The 17,890-nt window shown below is 39.2% G+C and carries 14 protein-coding genes and 1 pseudogene; all 15 read left to right on the top strand.

The genetic code is table 11. The features are described from left to right. Window positions 1–58 precede the first annotated feature (58 nt). The 15 genes and pseudogenes from ACFINE_RS07130 (at window position 59) to ACFINE_RS07060 (ending at window position 17,746) form a co-directional block, all read left to right on the top strand. Window positions 59–361 carry a type IV secretion system protein VirB7 gene (locus tag ACFINE_RS07130; protein WP_375610598.1) on the top strand — a complete coding sequence of 101 codons (303 nt, stop codon included), beginning with the start codon at window positions 59–61 and terminating at the stop codon, window positions 359–361. Further along, window positions 315–1,019: a virB8 family protein gene (locus ACFINE_RS07125; RefSeq protein WP_375621533.1), complete on the top strand. Its 705-nt coding sequence runs from the start codon at window positions 315–317 to the stop codon at window positions 1,017–1,019. The genes ACFINE_RS07130 and ACFINE_RS07125 overlap by 47 nt, the downstream gene beginning before the upstream one ends. Beyond that, window positions 1,016–1,882, top strand: coding sequence for a P-type conjugative transfer protein VirB9 (gene virB9 / locus ACFINE_RS07120; RefSeq protein ID WP_375621532.1), 867 nt, complete (start codon window positions 1,016–1,018; stop codon window positions 1,880–1,882). The genes ACFINE_RS07125 and virB9 overlap by 4 nt, the downstream gene beginning before the upstream one ends. Further along, on the top strand, window positions 1,875–3,035 hold the full coding sequence (virB10, locus tag ACFINE_RS07115; protein WP_375612191.1) for a type IV secretion system protein VirB10: 1,161 nt from the start codon (window positions 1,875–1,877) through the stop codon (window positions 3,033–3,035). Before virB9 ends, virB10 begins: the two co-directional genes overlap by 8 nt. Continuing rightward, window positions 3,032–4,102: a P-type DNA transfer ATPase VirB11 gene (gene virB11, locus ACFINE_RS07110; RefSeq protein ID WP_375610602.1), complete on the top strand. Its 1,071-nt coding sequence runs from the start codon at window positions 3,032–3,034 to the stop codon at window positions 4,100–4,102. The genes virB10 and virB11 overlap by 4 nt, the downstream gene beginning before the upstream one ends. A 61-nt stretch (window positions 4,103–4,163) precedes the next feature. Then, a complete protein-coding gene (locus ACFINE_RS07105) occupies window positions 4,164–4,382 on the top strand; it encodes an antitoxin VbhA family protein (protein WP_375621556.1) in 219 nt (72 codons plus the stop codon). 10 nt (window positions 4,383–4,392) lie between these two features. Beyond that, entirely contained in the window at window positions 4,393–6,027 is a 1,635-nt protein-coding gene (locus ACFINE_RS07100; RefSeq protein WP_375621531.1) for a BID domain-containing T4SS effector, read from the top strand. Window positions 6,028–6,182: 155 nt separating this feature from the next. Then, the gene (traG, locus tag ACFINE_RS07095) at window positions 6,183–8,102 is read left to right on the top strand and encodes a Ti-type conjugative transfer system protein TraG (protein WP_375621530.1); all 1,920 of its coding nucleotides are present in this window, start codon (window positions 6,183–6,185) and stop codon (window positions 8,100–8,102) included. A gap of 516 nt (window positions 8,103–8,618) precedes the next feature. Continuing rightward, a complete protein-coding gene (locus tag ACFINE_RS07090; protein ID WP_375621529.1) occupies window positions 8,619–10,247 on the top strand; it encodes a BID domain-containing T4SS effector in 1,629 nt (542 codons plus the stop codon). 248 nt (window positions 10,248–10,495) lie between these two features. After that, a pseudogene (locus tag ACFINE_RS07085) lies at window positions 10,496–10,678 on the top strand (type IV secretory system conjugative DNA transfer family protein); the annotation flags it as partial. A 702-nt stretch (window positions 10,679–11,380) separates the two neighbouring features. Beyond that, a complete protein-coding gene (locus ACFINE_RS07080; RefSeq protein ID WP_375621528.1) occupies window positions 11,381–11,557 on the top strand; it encodes a hypothetical protein in 177 nt (58 codons plus the stop codon). Window positions 11,558–11,873: 316 nt separating this feature from the next. Next, entirely contained in the window at window positions 11,874–13,472 is a 1,599-nt protein-coding gene (locus ACFINE_RS07075; RefSeq protein WP_375621527.1) for a BID domain-containing T4SS effector, read from the top strand. A 309-nt stretch (window positions 13,473–13,781) separates the two neighbouring features. After that, entirely contained in the window at window positions 13,782–14,915 is a 1,134-nt protein-coding gene (locus tag ACFINE_RS07070; protein ID WP_375621526.1) for a BID domain-containing T4SS effector, read from the top strand. Between the two features lie 341 nt (window positions 14,916–15,256). Next, window positions 15,257–16,102 (top strand): BID domain-containing T4SS effector, encoded by an 846-nt coding sequence (locus ACFINE_RS07065; protein ID WP_375621525.1) that lies wholly within the window; start codon window positions 15,257–15,259, stop codon window positions 16,100–16,102. Between the two features lie 354 nt (window positions 16,103–16,456). Further along, window positions 16,457–17,746 carry a BID domain-containing T4SS effector gene (locus tag ACFINE_RS07060; RefSeq protein ID WP_375621524.1) on the top strand — a complete coding sequence of 430 codons (1,290 nt, stop codon included), beginning with the start codon at window positions 16,457–16,459 and terminating at the stop codon, window positions 17,744–17,746. The last annotated feature ends 144 nt before the right edge of the window (window positions 17,747–17,890 follow it).

The following is a 17,890-nucleotide window of genomic DNA, read 5'->3' as shown; positions in this document are numbered from 1 at the left end:
AATGTTCAGAACAAAGGCTCTCATGCATTGTATTCCAAGATATTTGTGAGTTCAAAAAATGAAACGAAAAATAACTTTTGTTATGGTCCTAACAATCGCTCTTACTGGTTGTGCCTCTTTGAGTGGCCCTAAAAAACCACCACGCTGTAATGGCAAACATACACGCGCTTTAAATAAAGATAAGTGGAATTGGGACAATAAAAACATTGTCTACCCAGAAAAGAGCGTAAAGCCTGTTACCACTCCCATCATTCTCAATACTTTGGAAAGTGAAAAAGTAACAGCCAATTCAGCTTTATTAAAGCCGGTTATTCATGAAGCACGATCTGATAAAACTGTGGAGGTTATGCGTGAAAAGTGATGCCCTTGAAGAATATATAAAAGAAGCGCGCTCATTTGACATTGATCGCATGCATAGCATGCGTGTGCGGATGAAAATCTCCATGGCTTTAACAGTGCTTTTTGGATTGATGACAATTGCGCTGGCTTTAGCTGTCGCAGCTTTGACGCCTTTGAAAACAGTAGAGCCTTTTGTTATCCGCGTTGATAACTCAACAGGCATTATTGATACTATAAGCGCCCTAAAAGAATCCCCTAACGACTATGATGAAGCGATAACGCGTTATTTTGCCAGCCAATACGTTCGCGCTCGTGAAGGTTTTCAAGCATCAGAAGCAGAAAACAATTTTCGCTTAGTCTCTCTTTTATCTTCTCCAAAAGAACAAAACCGTTTTGCAAAATGGTACGCAGGCAATAATCCAGAAAGTCCGCAAAACATTTATCATAACATGATTGCTACGATCACAATCAAATCAATCTCTTTTATAAGTAAAGATCTTATCCAAGTTCGTTACTATAAAACGATCAGAGACTTGAATGAAAAAGAAAATATTTCCCATTGGATTTCAATCTTAAATTTTTCCTACGTGAACGCACACATTTCAACGTCTGATCGTCTTATCAACCCTCTTGGTTTTCAAGTATCGGAATATAGATCTGATCCAGAGGTGATAAAATGATCAGACTTTTACAAACAATCTCTTTAATTTTTACGATCACTGTCAGCTTGCACACAGTTCTCTCACTTGCGGAAACAGCGCCTGTCAGTGCACGTAAAGATAACCGCATCAGATTTGTCAATTATGACCCCTACAACGTCGTACAAATCATTGGCTCCATTCGCTCTTCGGTTCAACTAGAATTTGCCGTTGATGAAGAAGTAACCTATGTAGGAATTGGAAATTCGGTTGCTTGGCAAGTTGCACCGGCTGGACACTTTGTTTTTCTCAAACCACGTGAAGTTCAGCCTGTGACAAATTTACAAATTGTCACAAGCCGCCAAGATGGAACACAACGCTCTTATCAATTCGAGCTACAAGTCCGTGAAGGCGATGTTTCAGCCGGCAATGAGACGTATTTCTTGGTAAAGTTTCGTTATCCAGAAGATGAAGCCTTACGTAAGAAATTAGCCGAAGCAGAAAAAGAAAAACAACGTGAAGAAAACTTTGTCAATGATATTTTAAATATCCATGAAGATTTTGGACCACGCAATTGGGCTTATGAAGCTCAAGGCTCATCTCTTATTGAACCTGCTTCTGTCTATGATAATGGGAAAACAACAACCTTTACCTTTTTAGGCAACATTGAAATCCCTGCCATTTACATTGTATCGCCTGATGGGCAAGAAGCGCTTATTCCCAAATCGATTAAAGGCAACAAGGTTATTGTTCATGCAACAGCTGCACAATTCACGCTACGACGTGGGAATGAAGTATTGTGCATCTTTAACAAAAGGTTCGTACCAAAAGGAATTAATCCTGAAACAGGTACGACATCACCATCTGTACAACGTAAAGTGAACCTAGGAAGCAGCCATGAATAACACCGTGGATGAAAAAAGCATTAATGATCGCGATACAATAAAAAATGCTCAAGGGAAAAGTCAACAAAACAATGTGGGGAAAGCTATTGCTCTTATTATTCTTTTCAGTGTCTGTCTTTATTTAGCCTATTCAACACTTGTTACAGACAAAAAGCAACCAATTGAATCTTCAAAAGAAGGAAAAGTTATAAAACAAACAGAGCTTTTTCATCCTGCAAAGCCTACCCCTCCCCCCTTTGAACAGCCTCAACGAAATAACGCTCTATTACCAAAAGTCGAGCTACCAACACCAAACATCAATCAATTAAATTCTGATGACTCACTGCTGGAGGCAGCACAACGTGCTCCTGTATTAGCTTATGCAAGTACACAACAAGGCAAAATAGATTCACAAACAAATAATGGTGCTTTGCCTCACCAACTTGAAAGCAAACCTGATGAAACGACACAACGTTTTAATCATCTTCTCAAACCCACAGTGCTTGAAGGTATTCGTGCTTCAACCCTTGGCAATCGAAACTACATCATCGCGATGGGAACTTCTATTCCTTGTATTTTAGAAACAGCCATCAACAGTGATCAACAAGGTTTTGCCAGTTGTATCATCTCCAGAGATATCTTATCAGACAATGGTCGTGTTGTGCTTCTTGATAAAGGCACCCAAATTGTTGGTGAATATCGCGCCGGATTGAAAAAAGGCCAAACACGTCTCTTTGTACTATGGAATAGAGCAAAAACCCCCAATGGTATCATTATATCTTTAGCTTCACCGGCAACGGATGCTTTAGGGCGTTCTGGTATGGATGGAGATATTGATAACCATTGGCTCGAGAGGATTGGGTCTGCGCTTCTTGTCTCACTAATAAAAGATGCAACACACTATGCCAATAAACGTTTATCAAAAAAACAGGAAAAAGAAGAAACTGAAACAATCTCTTCAGGACAAAACATCGCAAACATTCTCGTAGAAAATTACGCCAATATTCCTCCAACATTATCCAAAAACCAAGGGGAAATGGTGAATATCTTTGTTGCCCGCGATTTAGATTTTTCCAGCGTTTATAAATTGAAAGTCATCGAAAACAAAAAACAGATTATCAATCGAGCTGTTTCAAGAAACTTTTACAAAAATTCGGCGGTAACTTTAGAATGAACTCAAACTTACATACCATGAGCGATGAAACCGTTGCGATTGTTCTCACAAAACTTGAACCCATCAGTGCTTTTTTGAAAGATGATAGACTCTTTGAAATTGTTATCAATCGTCCCTATCAAGTCATGACTGAAGGATTTGATGGATGGAAAACAATAGAAGCACCGGGGCTCTCTTTTAATGAGCTTATGGGGATTGCGAAAGTTGTCGCCTCCTATTCCAAGCAAAACATATCGGACAAAAACCCAATATTATCTGCAACGCTACCAGGCAATGAGCGCATTCAAATTGTCATTCCGCCGGCTGTCGAAAAAGACACGATTAGTATGACAATTCGTAAACCATCATCGCAGAGTTTTTCTCTCGAAGAACTCGCCAAGAAAGGCCTCTTCTCGCTCTGTGAACAGGTCTCTTTCACACCTTTGAATGACTATCATTCTCGTTTTAATGAACTCAAAATCATCGAGCATAAATTAGCCAATGCCTACTGTAATAAAGACTTTGTCTCTTTTTTAAATCAAGCTGTAGAATGCCAGAAAAATATTTTAATTGCGGGAAAAACCGGTTCGGGTAAAACAACATTATCAAAAGCATTAATCGCCAAAATCCCTCAAGAAGAGCGTATTATCACCATTGAAGACACGCAAGAATTGGTGATACCACACCCTAACCATGTCTCAATGTTCTATTCAAAAGATGGACAAGGCTTAGCCTCCGTTGGGCCCAAAGAGTTACTTGAATCATCTTTACGGATGCGTCCTGATCGTATTCTTTTGCAAGAACTTCGAGATGGTACAGCCTTTTATTATATCCGCAATGTCAATTCAGGCCATCCAGGTTCCATTACGACGGTTCACGCATCAACAGCACTTGCAGCCTTTGAGCAGATGACCCTTTTGGTCAAAGAAAGTGAAGGCGGTGGTGATTTAGAGCGTGATGATATTCGAGGACTGTTGATTTCAATGATTGATATCATCATCCAATGCAAACGGATTGAAGGAAAATTTAAGGTCACAGAAATTTATTACGATCCCTTCAAACAACGAAACATCTTTGGAGGTGACTAAAAGAAGATCACACCGGTTGCCAAAGGCTCTTTTAAAGCAACAATTGCAAATAAGAGAAAAAATGCATGAAAACCAACGAAACAGAAATAGAGAAAATCTTTTATCGATGACAGAGGAAGAATTAAAAAAACGCCGTGAAGCCGTTGAAGCAGCCATCAGCACCCATACGATAGAGGGAATAGCGCTTCATCCTACAACACTCAAAATTTTAGAAGAATACGCAAAGGGGAATATTTCACTCGAGGAATTTAACACTCTTATGGACAACGTAAAATTATAAGGAAGCTGCGATGCCAAAAGCAAAAGCAAAGACAAAAAATATACAGACAGTTTCTCCCCATCATTATGTCTACCCAAACACCACAACACTCAAAAATAAATATGGAATAAAAGACTTAAAATCCTTTCTGGAGAAATGCTCACATGATACAGCAGAAGCAATGGTTAATCTGCGTGAATCCCCCGTACCAGAAAAGTTTGATAGCTCCTATCTATGCTCTATACATCACCACTTATTTAAAAATACCTTTGAATGGGCTGGATATCTGCGCCATCTCCCCTTTACATTTGAAGATGGCACCATAGCCGCTATGCCCGAAATGAAAAGAACAGGATGGGAAAATCCTTTTGCACTCGGCGATGAAATCCAAGACGGTTTACAAAAATTAGATCAAACGCTTGCCGAAAAAGATAATTTGCAAGGCTTAACGCGTGAGAAATTTAACGCTGAAGCAATAAGCTTATTTAACGCCCTTAACCAACTTCATCCTTTTAGAGAAGGCAATGGACGTACACAACGGGTCTTTTTTGAAAATCTTGCCAAAGCCGCAGGGCATCAGCTTGATTTTTCACTTGTTACAAAAGAACGCATGATGCTCGCCAGTGTTGCTGTAGCAGAAAATGGTGATCTAGAACCAATGCAACATCTGTTTGAAGATATCTCTAATCCCAATAAAATACTTCTTTTAAAGGAATTCATGAGCAACATGAAAGAACTTGGGCGCAATGTTAATGATCGTCCTGTTATGGTTGCAAAAGAAGGTGAAACCTACACAGGTACCTATAGGGGTGCTGGTTATGATAGCTTTGCTTTCAATGTGAAAGGCGCTTACATCATCGGCAATAAAGAACAGCTCACGCCAGAACAACTCAAAACATTAAAACCTGGTGATAGATTTACCTTTACCGTTCCCAAAACAAAAAAGCTTGAAAGCATTCTCATTCCAGAAGAAAGATTAGCCCCTTTGACAGAAAATAAAACGGCCCAAATGGTTGCAGAAGATTCTTGTGTCCACGCAAGCCTAAAACAGGTTCAGCAATTGTCAAAAATTGTTTATGGTAACGAAAAAACATTAAACAAACAGATGGTAGAAATCATCAAAAATCCAAGCTTAGGCCAACAGCTCGCTAACCAGATTGAAAGAGCACCGCACTCTATTTCTCATCTTGCCGGTTTCAGTTTATGTGGACTACAAAACCAGACACGTGCAAACGCTAAAAATCATCTTGAGATGCTCTGTACTGCCGTTGCAAATTTCGCGTATGCTGTAAAACATGCTGAAAAGGAAATTACGCAAGAACATGCAACAGAACAAAGTCGTCGTGCAAAAACGGTAGAAATGCCAAGTCAAAGCTTGCAAGACCTCTTCGCCTTGCCAAAAGAATTACAACAAGAAGCTTTAACAAAAAATCCTTTATGTCAAAAAGAGCTCAGCAACTTTGTAAAAAAGATCAACACCCGTCTCTCACCAAATGAACATAAAGCAGTTCAAAATAATGATTATGAAACATTGGCTCAAAGCATTGGTGTATCAGAAAATAAAGCCAAACAAATTACACAAATTATTAAGCAAACCAAAGAAGTACACCAGCAAGCACAAGTATGCACAATGCACCGTTCCAAAGCATTCGCTATGGACTGCTAAGAATAGACAAAACCTTCCTCCTTAATGAGAAAGGCTCATAAGCGAAAACTGTTTGGCGTTATCTGCACCTTTGCAAAAAGAGATGAGAGTTCATATCACACAACGGGAAAAGAGCACTTCGCAACATATTCTGACAGAATTGAAAGTAAAATACAATGAAATATACCAAAACACAAATGGTACTCATTTTAACACCGATCGCTTTAGGTGCTTTAACGATATTCCTTGTCCCTCATTTTTTATTGTTTATAACAAATGGACTAAAAAGCGATCAAATTTATTGGACACTTCGTTCTGAGCCTTTATTAGTCTTAGCACTAACGGCTGCTGTTTCATTGTTGTATAGTCTCTCGCAAAAACTACACCTGCGTAAAATGATCACTTTTGTCTCCGTTGTCTTTTTTGGAACAACCGCTCTTTACTATATTGGTGGTGAAATAAAACGCTTAAGTCCCTATGTTGGCCAACAAGGAATAACATGGGGCTATGCTCTTCAATTCATGGACCCCATGGTTGTTTTTGGCATCATCATTGGTGTTTTTTTTTCCATCATGCAATTCGTAACAACCCTTCCCCCTAAAAGTAAGGTCAAGCGCGCAAAAAAAGGTATTTTTGGTGAGGCCGCTTGGATGAATTTAAGAGAGGCAGCAAAAATCTTTCCTGCCAATGGGGAAATTGTTGTGGGTGAAAGATACCGTGTCGATCAAGATAATGTGTGCAACATTCCCTTTGCACCTGGCAATAAAACAACATGGGGAAAGGGTGGAACAGCCCCTTTGCTAACCTTTAATCTTGATTTTGGTTCAACTCATATGATCTTTTTTGCTGGTTCTGGTGGCTATAAAACAACAAGTACAGTAGTTCCTACGTGTTTAACCTATCCAGGGTCTATTATTTGTCTTGATCCTTCAACAGAAGTTGCCCCAATGGTCAAATTTGCGCGTCAAAAAATGGGAAATAGAAATGTCATTGTTCTCGATCCTAACTCATTGTTAACAAAAAACTTTAATGTCATCGATTGGCTTTTAGACGACAGCGTACCACGCACACAACGCGAAGCGAATATTGTAAGCTTTTCAAAGTTGCTTCTTACAGATAAAAAATCAGACAATTCTTCAGCGGAATATTTCTCAACACAAGCCCATAATCTATTAACAGCTCTTCTTGCTCATGTTGTATTTTCTGATGAATATGAAGACAGCGAGCGCAATTTAAAAACATTGCGTGGTATTCTCTCTCAATCAGAAACAGCTGTTGTTAATCAATTACGCATGATTCAAGAAACAACACCTTCTCCTTTTATTCGTGAAATGGTTGGTATTTTTACAGAAATGGCAGAGCAAACCTTTTCAGGGGTTTATACCACCGCCTCAAAAGACACCCAATGGCTTTCTTTATCCAATTATGCAGATCTTGTCTGCGGAGATGATTTTTTTTCCTCAGATATTACCAATGGCAATACAGATGTTTTTCTCAATCTCCCCGCAAGCATTTTAAACAGTTATCCAGCTATTGGACGTGTGATTATTGGCGCCTTTCTCAATGCCATGGTTACAGCAGACGGTAACTATAAAAAACGTGTTTTATTTGTCTTAGATGAAGTTGATCTTTTAGGCTATATGAATATTTTAGAAGAAGCCCGCGACCGTGGACGTAAATACGGTACATCCTTGATGCTCTTCTATCAATCCTCTGGCCAGTTGGTCAACCACTTTGGAGAAGCAGGAGCACGTTCATGGTTTGAAAGTTGTTCCTTTGTCAGCTATGCTGCCATTAAAGATCTCCAAACTGCCAAAGACATTTCAGAACGCTGTGGTCAAATGACCGTTGAAGTAACCGGAACGAACAAATCAAGAGGCTTATCTTTAGGAAAGAGCTCTTACAACATCAATTACCAACAAAGAGCTCTCATTTTACCCCACGAAGTTATTCAAGAAATGCGTCAAGATGAACAAATTATTCTGATGCAAGGACAACCCCCTTTACGTTGTGGTCGAGCGATCTATTTTAGAAGAAAAGAAATGTTAGCCGCAGCTGCAAAAAACCGTTTTGCCCCAAAAGCACAGAAAAACTAAAAAACACCCTCTAATGGAGGCCATGCATCAAAACAAAAACATCAAAGGATAAAAGCAGAGATTCTATCTCATAAAAGCCTATAAAGAAGGAATTCCCGCTTGATACAACAAGAAAAATATGGGGAAAAGTCTTTAAATGATGGTATTATGCCTGTGCTTACCAATGCCAATTTTCTTTATAAAGCACTCTCCTCATCTCCAAATAATAAATACCAATCATATCTATGCCTTGAGAATCCTATCAGGAAACTTTTGAAGGCACCGCTTTTATAGGGAAATTTTTCTACAAAAAAATTAAAAGACAATATGCATGAAAACAACCCAAATGAACCATTCTCTCTCAGTAAAAGAAAAAAGTGCCAAGATAAAGATTGATACACTCAAAAACACCTACGAATTTGAGGGATTTTTTCCTCACCCAAGTCTCAACATCTCAAAACAATATGCGTGGGGGATTTTCAAACAAAAAGTTTAACACACTCTCATAGACAATGTAACATTATAAGGAATGTAACAATGCCCAAAGCAAAAGAAAAAACAAAAGGAATTCCCTCACCCCATAATTATATCTATCTTGGTACCCAAATTCTCAAAAATAGATATGGAGAAACAGATTTAAAACGCTTTCTGGAAAAATGCTCACATGATAGGCAAAAAGCCATGATCAATCTGCGTGCAGAACCCCTGCCAGAATATTTTAATTCAACTTATCTATGCCATATCCACCAACAATTGTTTAAAAATACCTTTGTATGGGCTGGACATCTGCGCCATATCCCCTTCGCATTTACAGACGATAGCATTGCCGCCATGCCAGAAATGAAAAGAATGGAATGGGGCAATAATTTTGCAACCGGTGAAGAAATCCCTGAACTCTTACAAAAATTAGATCAAACGCTTGCCGAAAAAGACAATTTGCAAGGCTTAACACGCGAAGAATTTGTCAAGGAAGCAACGAGTCTATTTTATTCTCTTCACAAAATCCACCCATTCATAGATGGCAATGAGCACACAGAACAAGTCTTTTTTGAAAATCTTGCCAAAGCTGCAGGACATCAGCTTGACTTTTCGCTTGTCACACAAAAACGTATGATGGCTGCCTGTAGCGAAGCAATGCAATATAGCAATACACAACTGTTGAAAGATCTTTTTGAGGATATCTCCAATCCCCCCAAAATACGTCTTTTAAAAGAATTTATGGACCACATAAACAATACGGGACGCAACGTGGATGATCGCCTTGTTATAGCAACAAAGGCAGGAGAAACCTATATAGGAACTTATAAAGGTTGTTATTCAGAAGGTTTTATACTCGATGTGCAAGGAACTTACATCATTGGTAGCAAAGATGATCTCACACCAGAACGATTAAAAACACTAAAACCTGGTGATATCATTACCTTTACCGCCCCCAACAGCAAAGAGCTTGAAAACACGCTTATTCCAAAAGAAACATTAGCGCCTCTCACAAAAAGTGAATGTGCCAAAACAGTTGCGCTAGATAGTTACGTTCTCAAAGCTCAAAAGCAAGTCCGAGCTTACGCAAAAACTGTTTATGGTGACGCAAACGTATTAAACGAACAGATAGAAGAGATTATTAAAAATCCAGAATTAGGCAGACAGTTTGCTAATCAGATTAAACAGGCACCGCACTCTGTTTCTCCTCTTGCAGGTTTTAGTATATGTGGTCTACAAAATCCGGCACGTGTACACGCTCGAAATTATCTTGATGTGCTCTCTCTTGCAATTGAGAATTATGTGTATACTGTAGAAGCTACCTATAATATAGTCACTCGAGACCATAAAATTAAACAAGAACGCCTTGGAAAAGCGGTAGAGAATCCCAGTCAAAACTTGCAAAATATTTTTGCTTTATCACCGGAAAAACAAAGAGAAATCTTGTCTCAATCTCCTCAATTACACCAAGAGCTCCGTACTTTTATAAACAGTTTAGAACATCGTCTCTCATCAAACGAATGTAGTGCGATCACAAACAAAGATTATGAAACACTTGCACAAAGTATTGGTATATCAGAACAGAAAGCACGAGAAATTACCGACATTGTTCAAAAAGCAAGGAACACTCATAGCCAATTCTACACACGCACACAAAATCGTTCAAATACACTTGCTATGGCCAACTAAAAAATATGAAACTTTGTTTTTTTGATTTAAACACCTATGTGGAAGAGATATTTTAATATTCTTATCATACATGCAAAAAACAGACTACTTAAGCGCCCTACCACCAATTTTGCACATAGCATATACACCATATCCAAAGCAATTGGACAGGATAATTGTTAATTCCTTTTAAACGTCATGATTACTACCGACGAAAGTTACAAAAGCCTATTTTATTTGTCTTAGATGGAGTCGATTTTCGTGGTTATATGAATATTTTAAAAAGAGCACTCATTTTACCCCACGAAGTTATCCGAGAAATGCGTCAAGATGAACAAATTATTCTGATGCAAGGCTCCCCTTCGCGATGTGGTTGCGCCATCTATTTCAGAAGGAAAGAAATGTTAGCCGCAGCTGCAAAAAACCGCTTTGCTCCACAAAAGAAAAACTAACTTCCTATTATGAGATCTTGACTATGAAAAGTCCAACCACAAAAACAACATACATTTCTATTTTTTAAAAACCCGTTAACAAAAAGTTTTTGACCGCTTCTTCACACATAAGGAAAACATGATAAAAAATCCGTGTTTTTTCCTTTTTGTATTTTGTGTATCGTTTTACCAGTACCCATCGTCTTTACAAGAAAGTCCACCCCCCTCAAATCACCTATAACCAAACCAACATTTCCACTTGAGAACGTCCTGCAAATACATTCCTACAAAGCTTTTTGTTTATAATTTATCCCCTACAAACAAGCAAAAACATTTCACAACGCTAATCACCAATATCAAGACTTAAAAAAACGGTTGATCTTTGAGACAACAACTCTCAAAACACCTACACTCAAGAACATCGATTTTTTCCCAAAAAATATTTAAGATATACATCAAAATGAATAAATCATTCTTATACAAGCTTTTCCCCCTTTACGATATCATAAAGTGTTCTATTTTAATGATAAAGCGCTGAAAAAGGCTTTTCTCCCCAACCAAAGAAAGGGTTTCCTCTCTTATGGATCTTAAAGCAGCGCAATATAATAAGAGCAACAACACAAAGTAAAAAACATTTTGTTGCAAAAATACACAAAAAAGATGTTCGTATGGCAAGATATTCATATGGAGCAATAAAAAAAATATAATGGAGAAAAATTTTTGATGACTGCTTTTGCCCATAGATTCACCAATCTGAGAGCTGTGTATGAAAAGTACCAGCACCATCCACTAACCAAGAGCGATTACACCCGCTATATCCACGCCCCTCATCAAAGCGCTCTTGCAAACAACTTTGTTAAAGGAAAAAACAACAATTTTAAGCAACATTTTTCTTTTTAACCTCTTCCTTACACCTCAAAAAACGAAGATTTTACCCAGAGTCAATTTTATAGAAAATCCATTTTCTGACCACTCATGGGCTTCATATCAGCATCCTAAATACCAGCATTTTACAGTACAAGATAATAAACAAAGGAAACATCAGAAAAGCTTTTCAAAAGCATCACAAAACGATTGATACATCCCATACACTGGAGGGAAAAGTGCTCCCTCTCATAACAACCAAAATCTCAAAAGAATACGCGAAGGGGAATTTTTCACATGCAGCGTTTAAGACGCTCATCAACCATCACCCTACCTACTTAGGAGAGATTACATGTTAGAGCAAAATTATCTATATAAAGGAACCAAAACACTCAAAAATAAATATGGCATCAAAGACCCTAAAAAACTGTATCAACGCAGTACCCATGACGTCACTAAAGCAGCCGTCAATTTTCGCCATGAACCACCCCCACGAAAATTTGATTTCACTTATTTAAAATTAATCCATTGGAGCCTCTTCCACGAAACTTTTGAATGGGCGGGCCACACCCGTGATACATCCTTTACATTTGAAGACGGCACCTCTGCCCATATGCCGGCGATGCGTCCCAAAGGTTATGAAATTCCTTTTGCTATTGGACCGCAGATTCAAAAAGAACTCACACAACTCGAAAAAACACTTAATAAAAAGAACAATTTAAAAGGTTTATCGCGCCAAGAATTTGCTGAAAGTGCCGCTGAAGTTTTTATGGCGCTCGAGCACGCACATCCTTTTAGAAAAGGCAATGGGCGCGTCAATCGAATGTTTATGGAAAAACTTGGACAAGCAGCAGGATATACCATTGACTTTTCTTTCATAACAAAAGGACGCATGACAGCAGCCTGTATTGAAGCCATGCAATATGGCAATCCCCAACCGATGAAAGATCTTTTTGAAGATATCACCCATCCGCAAAAATCCCTTGTTTTAAAAGAATTCGTCTCCCAAATGAGAAACGCTGGACTGGATGAAATTAACGATCGTGTTGTTGTTGCAGCAAAGGAAGATGTAACCTATGAAGGCGTCTTTAGAGGTTTTTCAGCAGAAGGTTTTGTCATGGAAATAGAAGGGGCTTTCGTCGTCGGACACAAAGATGATCTCACCCCAGAACTCGTCAAAACATTACAAAACGGTGCCCGCCTCTGCTTTCAAAAAACCAACGTTCAAAGCTTAAAAGAAACACTGATCCCAAAAGAAACTTTAGCCCCTCTTACCCATGAAGAGTTATTTGAAAGGATTTCAAATGACGCTTATGTTGAAGGGAGCCGAAAAGAAATCGAAAATTTATCAAAGACTGTTTATGGTAAAACCCAGGCCTTAAAGACAACATTAGATATCATAACGGCAGCTCCAAACTTAGGAAATCAGTTTGCCGATGAAACTTTACAAAACCCTCAATCAATTTCTAAATTTGCTGGGAGTAAAATACTTGGCATGAAAAGTTCAAATCGCAGACAAGCCGAACAGGCTGTTCCACAACTCAGCCAAGCCCTTAAAAATTATGGCGCAATAACACAACAAACAAAAGATGCAATTCTAGAGCAACACCAAAGAGAACAAAATCGCCTGAACCACACTGTCGAAAAACCTGGAAAAAATTTACAAAACCTTTTTGCCTTACCAGAAGAACAACAAAGGGAAGCTTTATTCCATTCTCGTTCACTGCGACAAGAACTCCATACCTTTTCACGACAACTACACAATCGTCTATCCTCAGAAGATCGTAAAGCCATACAAGAAAAAGATTATACCAGACTAGCTTGCCTCCTTGGGACATCGGAAAGCAAAGCAAAAGAAATTGCGAATACTGTAAAGAACACCCAAGAAGCACAATGCCAAGCTCGCAGCTTGAAAGTTAGTCGTTCCTCATCGCTGGCTCTTACCGGCTAAAAACGCGTGAACTTTTGCCTTCCAACAAAACTCTTTATACCAATCATTTTATCTCCATTGCGCCCACCAATTGTTTTAAAATGTTACAAAAGATAGTCCTAAAAATGAATCCTATAATTTACTATAACTTATTGATAATATTTCATAAAAAAACTGTATAAAAGACATAAATATCCATTACATATCAATATGAATAGCGTGAAGTCTTTGGAGACCATTCAGTTTGATATTCTTCTTTTGTCTTAAAAAATATCAAAAAGTGGGAAATGCGCCAAAGAGGTTTTCTAAAAATATTGAAAGGAAACAGCCATGAAAAAAAATCACCCACAACCAGCCCCCCAGAACCCACAACCCCAGAGCCAAGACCCCCTCTACGCAAAAGTTAATAAACCACCCAAAGAACAGCGCAACCCACAACAATATACACTTCAACAACCACCAGAAACGGTCTATGCTCCCCAAAAGCCACTTGAACAACAAAATCTAGGAGCTTCTAATGTAGGAGACCTCTACGCAAAGGTTAACAAACCACCCAAAGAACAACGCAACCCACAACACTATACACTTCAACAACCAGCAGAAACGATCTTTGCTCCCCAAAAGCCACTAGGAAATCCCTATGACAGACTTGGTGGAAGAACAAGTGATGAGCGGCGTGCCGACAAACTCGTAGACCCCTATAGAGTAACGGACTTGGAAGCGCAAGGTTGGCAAACACCCTATGACAAAATTGGTGGAGGTGCACAGGGTGGACGACATCCCCATGAACCAGAACATCTCTATGCAGAGCTTAACTTTGATGAACGTGGTGAGCCCTCTCCCCAAAGACCACTCGAATCTGTCTATACAACGGTTGGCATGGGGGCTGAAGGCGGGCAAGAGTCTGAACAACTAGAAAATCCTATCTACCAAGGTGTTGGCAGAGCAGCACCCCCCCCTCCCAGAACCCCAAAAGATGTGGTTACAACAAGGCTTTTAAAAAACGTAGACTTTCAATATGGTGTAAGAGAAACGCAAGAGTGGTGCAGAGTTGTTTATGGTAACGAACATGCTTTGAATAACCACCTTGCTAAAATTCTTGACAACCCTCAAAGTGCAGAGCAAATCTTATGGGAGCTTGCCGAACATCCTGAAGGTCCTGGCAAGCTTGCGGGGAGCAAAATACTTGGTGTAAAGTCTCCAAGCCGCAGAGAAGCTGAAGATGGTTTTTCTCCCCTTTGCTCAGCTCTTGAGAGGCATATACATACGGCACAAAAGCTCCATAAACAGTTTACACGGGAGCATGAAAGAGAAAGAGGTCAAAGACAAGAAAGTCCAGAAAGAGAAGCAGAACACAGATACCACCACCATCATCGTCATGCAAGAGGACAAGAACAAAATAGTCCAGAGCACAGCCCACAACAACAAAGCCATGGAGAAAAAGGAATGGCTTTTGCCATGTAAGTGGACATAAACGTAAAAACAGATAGTTTTTGTTTTTCATGTAATTTTTTTCAGTGAGTTTCTTGGCGCAAATCATTTCATAGCGATTGCGCCAAGAGTTGTTTTAGAATGTTACAAAAAATAGTTCTAAAAGTGAATCCTGTAATTTATTGTAACTTATTGATAAAATTTCATAAAAAAACTGTATAAAAGACATAAATGTTCATTACATATCAATATTGAATAGCGCAAAATCTTTGGCGGTCATTCGGTTGGATATCTTCCTTTATATAAAAGTTATCAAAACTAAAAGTGGGGAATGCACCAAAGAGGTTTTCTAAAAATATTGAAAGGAAATATGTATGAAAAAACATCATCCACATCCTTCTGCAAATCCAGAAGCCCTCTATGCAAAAATTAATAAACCAACTAGAGGAAACCAGCGCGGACCAACCCCAGAAGAGGAAGTTCTATACGCATCAGTTAGCACCTCTTCCCCTCTTTCAAGAGACAGACATCATGCTCAAAGGAGTGAAGATCCTGAAACCGACTATACAACGGTTGCTTCTCCAAGACACGAAACTGATGTTCTATACGCATCAGTTAGCAGCGTTACCCCTTCTTCAAGAGGTAAACATCAAAGGACAGAAGATCCTGAAACCGACTATACAACGGTTGCTCCGCACCAAAGAGGAAAGCCTTCATCTTCCCTCACAGCTGATCAAATAAGTGTCATGCTTTTAAAAAATCCACACGTCCAAGCACATGCAGAAGAAGTCATACACTGGAGTAAAATTGTTTATGGCGATGATACGATTTTCCAGCAGCACTTGCAAGGAATACTTACAGATCCCACTAAAGGAAAAGACCTTTCAAATCAACTTGCTGAAAATCCTGAATCTATACATAAACTTGCTGGCCGCTCCACACTTGGCTTAAAAAATCAAACACGCAAAGCAGCTGAAGATGGTTTTAGATCGCTCGTTGATGCCGTTGATGGTTATACAAAGGCTGTACAAGACGCAGCAACAAGACTATCGCAAACCCCTCTAGCGGAACAAAGACGCCATCAAGAAAATTCTCAGCAAGTTGAGAGACACCATCATCATCATCGTCATCATCACACAAGAGGACAAGAACACAATAGTCCAGAGCACAGCCCTCAACGACAAAGACACGGAGAAAAAGGAATGGCTTATGCCATGTAAGGGGGCATAAACATAAAAACAGATAGTTTTTGTTTTTCATGTAATCTTTTTTTCAGTGAGTTTCTTGGCGCAAATCGTTTCATCGCGATTGCGCCAAGAATTGTTTTAGAAGGTTACAAAAAATAGTCCTAAAAATGGCGCCTGTAATTCACGATAACTATTGATAACTTATTGATAATATTTCACAAAAAAACTGTATAAAAGACACAAATGTCCATTAAGCTGATTGCAAATAGCGTAGATCTTTGGAAGCTCATTCAGCTCGATATTTCTTTTGTCTCAAAGCGATCCAAGCATAAAAGGCAAGAATGCACCAAAGAGGTTTTCTAAAACAATTTTTGAAAGGAAACATGCATGAAAAAAAAACACCCTCATCCTTTTCCATCCTCTTCAATACAAGAACTTATAAAGCTCTATGAACAAGCGGCGGCAGAGGTCTCAGGCGCAGCAGCCCCCCTTCCTAAAGAAACGCCTTCAAAAAGCAAAAGACTGTCATCCATACCGGAAGAAGATGAGGAAAGACAATCTCTTTTAAGCGAAGAAACTGTATATGCATCAACAAATCGAACAGCTTCGTTAACAAGAGGCGGCTCTACCAAAAGGCAGCAAAAACCTGAAACGACACACTCAACAGTTACTTCACAAGTTACCCAGAGGGCAACAAGAGTTATCTCAGAGGAAGAGATCATTCTATTGCTTCCACACCATTCATTGGTTCGAACCTATCAAGAAGAAATCCAACGTTTATCCGCAAGTGCCTATGGTAACCCAAACATTTTGCAAGAACAAATGCAGGAAATTCAAAGAGATCCCGCTGCAGGAGAAGAGCTCTCATGGCGCATGGCAGCCTATCCTGAAAGTATCGCTAAACTTTCCGGTACCAGCATGTTGGGCTTTAAAAATCGAGCACGTAGACAAGCGGAAGAGAGTTATTCCGCTCTCAGTGTCACTGTTGATTGTTATACAGAAGCTGTAAAACAGGCAAGAGAGAGCCTCGTACAATCTCCAGAGCAAGAACTCAAAAACTATGAACGCTTTATGGGGAAGGAAGCCGTCGCTGAACTTCTAAAAAAACCAAATCGTTCCCAAAGGGAAAAAGAAAGCCTTTCAGAAGTAGAAATTTCTACCCAAATTCAACAACATTCAAAAGTTAAAAGACACCATGCCCAAATCCAATATTGGTGCGGAGTTGTTTTTGGCAACACAAACATTTTGCAATCACAGGTGGAAATGCTTTTCCAAAACCCTGAAACAATAGAAGCACTCGCACAACAACTTGCCGGAAATCCTCAATCTTTTCACAAATACACTGGTCGTAACTTTTGTGGCTTTAAAAATAAAGCACGCAGACATGCTGAAGCGGGTCTTTCTCACCTCATTGACGCCGCTGACAATTATGCAACAGCTGTAGCACAAGTAAGAGAGAGCCTTTCAAAAACTCAGCAGGCAAAACAAGAACACAATGAAGCATCTTCTGACAGAGCGCAAAATTTGCATCAACAACAAAGCGTCTTACAGACTGCTCAACGCCCTGAGCCTTCAATAGTAACGCATGAAGGAGCAACAATCTCTACTCAACAAAGAGAAACAGATATTCGTCCTCGCAAAACTGCCGCCCCAAAAGCGATGGCTTTTGCCAGCTAAACAGACATAAGTTTTCACGTTGAATCTAACGTCTTGGCGCAACACAGGAAAGAGGTGTTTGCGCCAAGAAAGAGAGAAAAATTGAAACAAAATTTATTTTTCCGTCCCTTAACCCAAACACTGGAGAAAACAATCTTTAGAGAA

Source organism: Bartonella sp. AA97HXZ (genome assembly GCF_042196985.1).
Lineage (GTDB): Bacteria > Pseudomonadota > Alphaproteobacteria > Rhizobiales > Rhizobiaceae > Bartonella.
Note: the sequence above shows the minus strand (reverse complement) of the source record. Positions and strands in the feature narration are given on the sequence as shown.